This window comes from Sphingosinicella sp., from assembly GCF_052388015.1.
In the GTDB taxonomy this organism is placed as follows: domain Bacteria; phylum Pseudomonadota; class Alphaproteobacteria; order Sphingomonadales; family Sphingomonadaceae; genus Allosphingosinicella.
In genome coordinates this window covers 43,127-51,686 of record NZ_JBQTIN010000023.1, presented here as the reverse complement: position 1 = coordinate 51,686, position 8,560 = coordinate 43,127, and the positions used below count along the sequence as shown (strand labels likewise).

Genomic DNA, 8,560 nt, shown 5'->3' with positions numbered 1-8,560 from the left:
CGCGACGAAGGCAGCGCCGCCCTGGTCGCCACTCATAACGAGCGCATCGCCGCCAAAATGGATCGCGTGCTTAGGCTTCACGAGGGCAAAATCGAATAGATGTGGATAAGCGGCGCGGCGCCGCTTCTCCGAATCGCCGGCGCGGCCCATATCGAGCCGATGCCTGCGCCCTACGTCCCGCTGCGCCTCTTCTCCTGCTATTCGATGCTCGAAGGGGCAATGGCGCCGAAGGCGATCGCCCAGCGAGCGCGGGAGCTCGGCCTTCCCGCGGCGGCGCTGACCGACCGCAACGGCCTCTATGCGGCGATGCCGTTTACCGACGTCTGCCTCGAGCTTGGCGTCCAGCCGATCGTGGGGACGCTGCTCGGCGTGGCGCGGCCCGGCGCTCCGGCTGGAACGCCGCCGGTCATCGATTGGCTGGCCCTCTATGCCCAGGACGAGATGGGCTACCAGAACCTCTGCGCGCTCGTTTCCGCCGCGCATCTGGACCGGCCGCCGGAGGAGGACGCCCATGTTCCCTTCGAGGCGCTTGACGGCCGCACCGGTGGCCTGATCGCGCTGACCGGCGGCGGCGAGGGCGCGTTGGCGCGGTTGATCGCGGAAGCGCAGGACGAGACCGCTGAGGCGATGGCGGACCGGCTGCAGGCGCTGTTCCCGGGCCGCCTTTATGTCGAGCTCAGCCGGCGCGGCGACCGGATCGAGGGGGCGGCCGAGGCGCGGCTGATCGAGCTGGCTTATGCCCGCGAGCTCCCGCTCGTCGCCACCAATCCGGCCGCTTATGCCGAGCCGGATTTCCATGCGGCCCATGACGCGATGCTGTGCATCGCCCAATCGAGCCAGCTCGAGCGGGACGACCGGATGCGTTCGTCGACGGAAGCCTGGATCAAGCCGGCGGACGAGATGGCGCGGCTGTTCGCCGATCTTCCCGAGGCGATCGCCAATAGCGGCGTGATCGCCCGCCGCTGCGCGGTCGGCGCCCCGCAGCGCGAGCCGATCCTGCCCAGCATCGCCGGCGATGCGGCGGCCGAGCAGGCGCAGCTGCGCGCCGACGCTCGCGAAGGGCTGGGAGTTCGGCTCGGCGCGGATCAAGCCCTCTCCGCGGAAGAGCGCCAAGCCTATGTCGACCGGCTCGAGTTCGAGCTCGACGTCATCACCAGCATGGGCTTCTCGGCCTATTTCCTGATCGTCGCCGACTTCATCAAATGGGCGAAGGGGGAGGGCATTCCCGTCGGCCCCGGCCGCGGCTCCGGCGCCGGCTCGGTGGTTGCCTGGTCGCTCACCATCACCGATCTCGACCCGATCAGGCTCGGCCTGCTGTTCGAGCGCTTCCTCAATCCCGAGCGCGTCTCGATGCCGGATTTCGACATCGACTTCTGCGAAACGCGGCGCGGCGAGGTGTTGCGCTACGTCCAGAGCCGCTACGGCAGCGACCGGGTCGCGCAGATCATCACCTTCGGAACGATGAAGGCGCGCGCGGTGCTCAAGGACACAGGCCGGGTGCTGCAAATGCCTTATGGGCAGGTCGATCGGCTCGCCAAGCTGGTGCCCAACCATCCGACCGAACCCTGGACGCTGGACCGTGCGCTGAACGGGGTTTCCGAGCTGGCGGCCGAATATCGCGACGACGCGCAAGTGCGCCGCTTGTTCGACCTGGCGATGAAGCTCGAAGGTCTGCCACGGCACAGCTCGACCCACGCCGCGGGGGTGGTGATCGCCGATCGACCGCTGGAGCAGCTCGTCCCGCTCTACCGCGATCCGCGCTCGGACATGCCGGTCACCCAGTTCGACATGAAATATGTCGAGAAAGCGGGACTGGTGAAGTTCGACTTTCTCGGCCTCAAGACCCTTTCCGTTCTCCGCCGGGCGACCGAGCTGCTCGCGGCGCGCGGGATCGCGGTCGACCTCGATCGGCTCGCCCCCTGGGGCGATCCAGAGGTCTATTCGCTGCTCCAGCGAGCCGACACGGTGGGCGTGTTCCAGCTGGAATCGGAAGGGATGCGGCGGACGCTCGCCGCCGTTCGCCCGACCAGCTTCGGCGACATCATCGCGCTCGTCTCGCTCTACCGGCCGGGGCCGATGGACAACATCCCGATGTTCGGCGACCGCAAGAATGGCCGCGCGCCGATCTCCTATCCCCATCCGCTGCTCGAGGAGGTGCTGAAGGAAACCTACGGCATCTTCGTCTATCAGGAGCAGGTGATGGAGGCGGCGAAGATCCTTGCCGGCTACAGCCTCGGCGAGGCGGACCTGCTGCGCCGCGCGATGGGCAAGAAGATCAAGAAGGAGATGGACGCACAGCGCGCCGGCTTCGTGGAGGGCTGCGCGCGGGTGAACGGGATTCCGGCCGGCCAGGCGAACGCTCTGTTCGATTTGATCGACAAGTTCGCCGGCTACGGCTTCAACAAGAGCCACGCCGCCGCTTACGCCCTCGTCGCCTACCAAACCGCGTGGTTGAAGGCGCATCATCGCCACGAATTCTTCGCCGCCTCGATGGCCTTCGACATCCACCAGACCGACAAGCTGGCGATCCTCGCCGACGACATGCGCCGGCTCGGCGTCACCTGCCTGCCGCCGGCGATCAATGCGAGCAAGTCAGATTTCTCGGTTGAAATGCATGAGGACGGATTGGCCGTTCGTTACGCGCTCGGCGCGCTCAAGGGTGTTGGCGAGAAGGCGATGGCGCAACTGGTCGCCGAGCGGGAGGCCAATGGCCCGTTCCGCACCCTCGACGATTTCGCCGCCCGGATCGATCCGCGCCTGCTCAACCGCCGCCAGATCGAGAGCCTCGCCGGCGCCGGCGCGTTCGACGGCATCGCCGAGCGCTGGGCGGTGCATGCCGCCGCCGAGACGATCCTCGCCGTCGCTTCGAGCGCCGCCGAGGCGCGCGCGAGCGGCCAGGGCGGCCTGTTCGGCGAGGGGCCGGCCGATGTCGCGCCGATCCGCATGCCGCGCACCGAGCCCTGGACGCTGGCCCAGCGCATGGCGGCGGAGAAGGAGAGCTACGGCTTCTATTTTTCCGCCCATCCGGTCGACAATTACCGCCACCTCGTGGACGCGCATGGCGCCAAGACCTTCGCCCAGCTCGCCGCGATGCCGGCGCCGGCGGACGGCGGTCGGGTAAGCGCGACGATGGCGGCCCTGGTCGAGAGCACCCGCTGGCGCACCTCGGCGCGGGGCCGGCGCTACATGCTGGCGACCTTGTCCGACCCGTCCGGCCAGTTCGAGGCGAGCATTTTCGACGACGGCGCGATCGAGCAGGTGACGGCCGCCGCGAAAGCAGGAGTCTGCGCCTTGCTGAACGTCGAGGCCGATCGCCGCCCGGGCGAGGAGACGCCGCGCGTCGCGATCCGCTCGCTCCAGTCGCTGGACAGCCTCGCTGGCCGCGCCCGGCTGCGGCTCGACGTCGAGATCGCCGATCCCGCCGCGCTGGCGCGGCTCGCGACGGCGGTGGCCGGTGAGCATGGCGGATCGGGACAGATACGGCTCAAGACGGCGTTCGACGGCGGCGAGGCGACATTGATCCTCGGCCGCAGCTGGCGGATCGACGCGGAGCTCGCCGCCCGGATCGGCCGCATCGAGGGGATCGGGTCCGTAAAGCTGTCAGTCGTCGAAGGCCCACGCCTCGCGCTCGTTTCCTGACCCATGGTCATTTCGAGCCGCGAAGCGGTGCGGCAATCCAGACTGGATTGCTTCGCCGCGCTCGCAATGACATTCTCTCGTCATAAGAAGACGAGGAGAGGGTGCGATGCTGGGCGGGATGCAGGATTTCGAGCTTCGGGTGCCGCGGATCATCGAGCATGCCGAGCGCGAGCACGGCCAGCGCGAGATCGTCACCTATTGGGCCGACGGCACGATCACCCGCACGAACTGGGCCGGAATCGCGCGCGATGCGAGGAAGCTGGCGCAAGCGCTTGAGAAGATGGGCGTGAAGCGCGGCGACCGGATCGCGACGCTCGGCATGAACCATAGCCGCCACCTCGTCGCCTGGTATGGCGCGATCGGCGTCGGGGGCGTCATCCACACGATCAATCCGCGCCTGTTCGACGAGCAGCTCGTCTACATCGCCAACCATGCCGAGGATAAGGTCCTCTTCTACGACAAGGTCTTCCAGCCCATCATCGACCGGCTGAGGCCGCAATGGACGTCGATCGACCATTATGTCTGCTTCGACAATGGCGAGTTCGAGCAGCTGATCGCCGCCCAGGACGGCGACTATGCCTGGGCCGAGGGCTCGGAGCGCGAGCCCTGCATGCTCTGCTACACGTCCGGCACGACCGGCAACCCGAAGGGCGTGCTCTACGAGCATCGCTCCACCGTGATCCACGCGATGACCGAGGTGCAGCCGTCGGTGTTCGATCTTAGCCCTCGCGCCGTGGCGTTGCCGATCGTGCCGATGTTCCACGCCGCCGCCTGGGGCCTGCCTTTCGCCGGCGCGATGTCGGGGACGAAGTTCGTCTATTCCGCGGTCAATGACGGCAAGGTGCTCTGCCGGCTGATGAACGAGGAGAAGGTCACCCATTCGGCCGGCGTGCCGACCGTCTGGCTCGCCATGTTCCAGCATATGGACGCGACCGGCGAGAAGCCGGAGCATCTGCGGCTGGTGACGATCGGCGGCTCCGCGGCGCCGCGGGCGATGGTCGAGCGGCTGATGAAGATGGGGATCCGCGTCGGCCATGCCTGGGGGATGACCGAGACCTCGCCGATCGGCACGATGGGCGCGCCGCCGGGCAATTGGGACGAGCTGAGCTTCGAGGAGCAGGTCGATCTGGTCTGCAGGCAGGGGCGCGTGCCGTTCGGCGTCGAGCTGCGCGTCGTGAATGACGAGGGCGCGATCCAGCCCCGCGACGGCGAGAGCTCCGGCCGGCTGCAGATTCGCGGCCCTTGGGTGATCAAGCGCTATTTCCAGGCCGATGCGGACGCTGCCGATGCGGACGGCTGGTTCGACACCGGCGATGTCGCCGTCATCCATCCCTGCGGGACGATGCAGATCACCGATCGCTCCAAGGACGTGATCAAGTCGGGCGGCGAATGGATCAGCTCGGTCGAGCTGGAAAACGCCGCCGTCGGCTGCCCGGGCGTCGCCGAGGCGGCGGCGATCGGCGTCTATCACCCGCGCTGGGATGAGAGACCGCTGCTCCTCGTCGTCCGCAAACCGGGCAGCGACGTGACCGAGGGCCAGATCCTCGATCACCTGAAGAACCATGTCGCGAAATGGTGGCTGCCGGACGAGATCCTGTTCGTCGACGAGCTGCCTCACACCGCGACCGGCAAGCTGCTCAAGACGGCGCTGCGCGAGCAATATAAGGACCACCAACTGGCGACCGTCGCGGCCTAGCCGCAAGCACCATATCTTTACTCTCGGCCGCTATCGCCGGCCCATGACGTCGATGGGGCGGATCGCAGCGGCGGAGCGGCGGCTCGGGCCGCGCGTTGTGCTGGCGCGCGCGCCCGCCGCGCCGGTCGCGCGACTGCGCCCGCTGCGCGAGGCGATTGCGGAGCTGGCCGACGACTGGACCCTGCTCGCGGCCGGGGCGGCCGAGCCCAATCCCTTTTACGAGCATTGGTTCGTCGCCGCCGCGTCCGGCGCGGCCGGCGATGTGCGGCTGCTCGAAGTGCGGCGTGGGCCCAAGCTGATCGGCCTGATGCCGATCGCGGCCGAGATGGGCTATGCGAAACTGCCGGTGCGGTTCGCGGTCAACTGGCGCCACGACCAGATGTTCGTCGGCACGCCTCTGGTCGCGGCAGGCGAGGAGGAGGCTTTCTGGCGTGCTGCGCTCGACCTGCTCGACGGCGAGGATTGGCCGACATTGCTTCACCTGCGCAGCCTGGTCGAGGGCGGCCCGGTCCATCGCGGCCTGATCGCGGCGCGAAATTGCGCCGTCGCCTGGCGCGAGCAGCGTGCGTTCCTGCGGAGCGACCTTTCTCCCCAGGCCTATTACGAGCAGGCGGTGCGGGCGAAGAAGCGCAAGGAATTGCGCCGCCAGAGCAATCGGCTCGCCGAGCTTGGTCCGGTGACCATGCGCCGCCTCGGTGCCGATGACGATCTCGCCACCTGGTGTGACGATTATCTCCGGCTCGAGCGCGGCGGCTGGAAGGGGGAGACGGGCACCGCGTTCGCCTGCTCGCCGCCGCGCGCCCAGTTTTTCCGCGATGTCGTCACCGGCGCCCGCGCCGCCGGCCGGCTCCAGTTCCTGCGCCTCGATCTCGACGAGAAAGCGATGGCGATGCTGGTCAACTTCCGCTGCCCGCCGGGCAGCTTCTCGTTCAAGACGGTGTTCGATGAGGAATTAGCCCGTTTCTCACCGGGTGTGCTGATCCAGCGCGAGAATCTGGCGATCCTCGACGATGCCGAGATCGCCTGGATGGACAGCTGCGCGGCCGAAGATCATCCGATGATCGACAGCTTCTGGCGCGAGCGCCGGTCGATCGTCCGCGTCACCGTCCCGCTCGCCGGCGTACGCCGCCGCACCCTCCACGCCGTCTGCCGTGCGCTCGAGCGCGCCGCCGCCACCACCCGTGCCGCCCTCCGAAAGACCCGTTGATGACCAGCTTCGAACGACCGCAACTCGACGCCTTTGCCGCCGCCTATCCGGAGCAGCCGGTCAAGCTTCGCCACGGCCTGTGCGGCCATGAGCTGCTGACGCTCGAATCTCTGGCCGCGCTCGCCGGGCGGATGCGGCCTGAGGACATCGAATATTATCCCGGAGACACGCCGTTCGGCGTCGACCCCAAGTCGGCGCCGGGCAACGGCCTCTCGATTCAGGAGACGATCCGCCGTATCGAGCAATGCGGTTCGTGGATGGTTCTCAAGTTCGTCGAGCAAGACGAGACCTATCGCGCCCTGCTGGACGAGGCGCTGGCGCCCCTGGAGCCGGCGGTCCGCCCGACCGGCGCGATGCACACGCATCGCGGCTTCGTCTTCATCTCCTCGCCCGGATCGGCGACGCCGCTCCATTTCGATCCGGAGCACAATATCCTGCTCCAGATCCGGGGCGAGAAGGTGATGTCGATCTTCCCCGCCGACGACGAGGAGCTGGCGCCGATGGAGGAGCATGAGCGTTATTATGCGGGGGGCCATCGCAACTTGCCGTGGCGTGACGAGTTCCAGACGCGGGGCAGCAAGTTCCATCTCTCGCCCGGCGATGCACTGCACGTCCCGTTCATGGCGCCGCATTGGGTGAAGAATGGCGATGCGGTCTCGGTCTCCTTTTCGATCACCTGGCGCTCGGACTGGAGCTTCCGCGAGGAATGCGCGCACGGGATGAACCGGCTGCTTCGCCATGCGGGGATGCACCCCGCCCGGCCGAAGCGTTATCCGCACCAGAACCACATCAAGTCGTTTTCCTATCGGGCGATCGCGAAGGTGCGGCGGCTGGCGGGCCGCGACGCGCCGTGACTGCGCGCTCTCAGCAAAAGTGGAGGCCGGTTTTGCGCCCGGGGAGCGGGCCAGATAGTGAATCTGGACCGTTTTCCGAGCCGTTGGGCCGTTCGGCCCAACTCGAAAACGGTCCGGAGCTGATCATCATTGTCGATACCGAGGAGGAGTTCGACTGGACTGCGCCCTTTTCGCGCGAGAACCAGGCGACGACTGCGATCCCGGCCCAGGCGCGGGCGCATGAGATTTACGACCGTTTCGGCGTCGTCCCGACCTATGTGATCGACCATCCGGTCGCGACCGATCCGCGGGCGGTCGTCTTCCTCAAAGGCCTGCGCGACGCCGGCAAGGCCGAGATCGGCGCCCATCTCCACCCGTGGGTGACGCCGCCGCACGAGGAGGAGGTCACGACCTTCAATTCCTACCATTGCAATCTGCCGCCGGTGCTGGAGCGGGCGAAGGTCGAAGCGCTCACCGATGCGATCGAGCAGGGGTTCGGCGCGCGCCCGACCGTGTTCAAGGCCGGTCGCTACGGCTTCGGCCCGAACACCAGGCGGGTGATCGCCGAACTGGGCTACAAGGTGGATTGCAGCGTCGTGCCGCATAGCGATTTCTCGGCCGATGGCGGCCCCAGCTTCGTCGGCTGGCCGGACCGGCCCTATTGGCTGGACGAAGGCAGGGGCCTGCTCGAAATCCCGCTGACCGTCGGCTTCATCGGCGCGGCCGCGGGCCTCGGCAAGAAGGCCGGCGGGCTCTTCTCGCATCCCGGCGCGGCGCGGCTGCGCGTGCCGGGCATGCTGGCGCGCAGCGGCCTCCTCGCCCGCTCACGGCTGAGCCCGGAAGGCGTCCCGGCCGAGGAGCAATGCCGGCTGCTCGCGGCAATGGCGAAGCGCGGCCACCGGCTGTTCAGCCTCACCTATCACAGCCCCAGCCTGGCGCCGGGGCACACGCCTTATGTCGGCGACGAGGCCGATCTGGCAGCGTTCCTCGCCGCGATCGAAACGGCGCTGACCTATTTCCGCGACGAACTGGGAGGGACGTTCACCACCGCCTCGCGGGTGCAGGCCGACTGGGCCGCCCGCCGCGCGGCGGCTTAACCCTCATGAGTCATCCCGGCGAAAGCCGGGACCCATGACCACAGAAGTTTGAAAGTGAGTTGCCTCGCGTCGAGCGAGTTCTCCTCGG

The 8,560-nt window shown here is 67.9% G+C and carries 5 protein-coding genes and 1 pseudogene; all 6 read left to right on the top strand.

The window, feature by feature from the left end:
- A pseudogene (locus ACT4N3_RS01890) lies at positions 1-99 on the top strand (ABC transporter); the annotation flags it as partial.
- A gap of 60 nt (positions 100-159) precedes the next feature.
- Positions 160-3,639: a DNA polymerase III subunit alpha gene (gene dnaE / locus ACT4N3_RS01885; protein ID WP_444853511.1), complete on the top strand. Its 3,480-nt coding sequence runs from the start codon at positions 160-162 to the stop codon at positions 3,637-3,639.
- A 106-nt stretch (positions 3,640-3,745) separates the two neighbouring features.
- Positions 3,746-5,335 carry a long-chain fatty acid--CoA ligase gene (locus ACT4N3_RS01880; RefSeq protein WP_444853509.1) on the top strand — a complete coding sequence of 530 codons (1,590 nt, stop codon included), beginning with the start codon at positions 3,746-3,748 and terminating at the stop codon, positions 5,333-5,335.
- A gap of 43 nt (positions 5,336-5,378) precedes the next feature.
- Positions 5,379-6,542: a GNAT family N-acetyltransferase gene (locus tag ACT4N3_RS01875; RefSeq protein ID WP_444853508.1), complete on the top strand. Its 1,164-nt coding sequence runs from the start codon at positions 5,379-5,381 to the stop codon at positions 6,540-6,542.
- Positions 6,542-7,396 (top strand): cupin-like domain-containing protein, encoded by an 855-nt coding sequence (locus ACT4N3_RS01870; protein ID WP_444853507.1) that lies wholly within the window; start codon positions 6,542-6,544, stop codon positions 7,394-7,396. Before ACT4N3_RS01875 ends, ACT4N3_RS01870 begins: the two co-directional genes overlap by 1 nt.
- Positions 7,397-7,479: 83 nt before the next feature.
- A complete protein-coding gene (locus ACT4N3_RS01865) occupies positions 7,480-8,472 on the top strand; it encodes a polysaccharide deacetylase family protein (RefSeq protein WP_444853506.1) in 993 nt (330 codons plus the stop codon).
- Positions 8,473-8,560 lie beyond the last annotated feature (88 nt).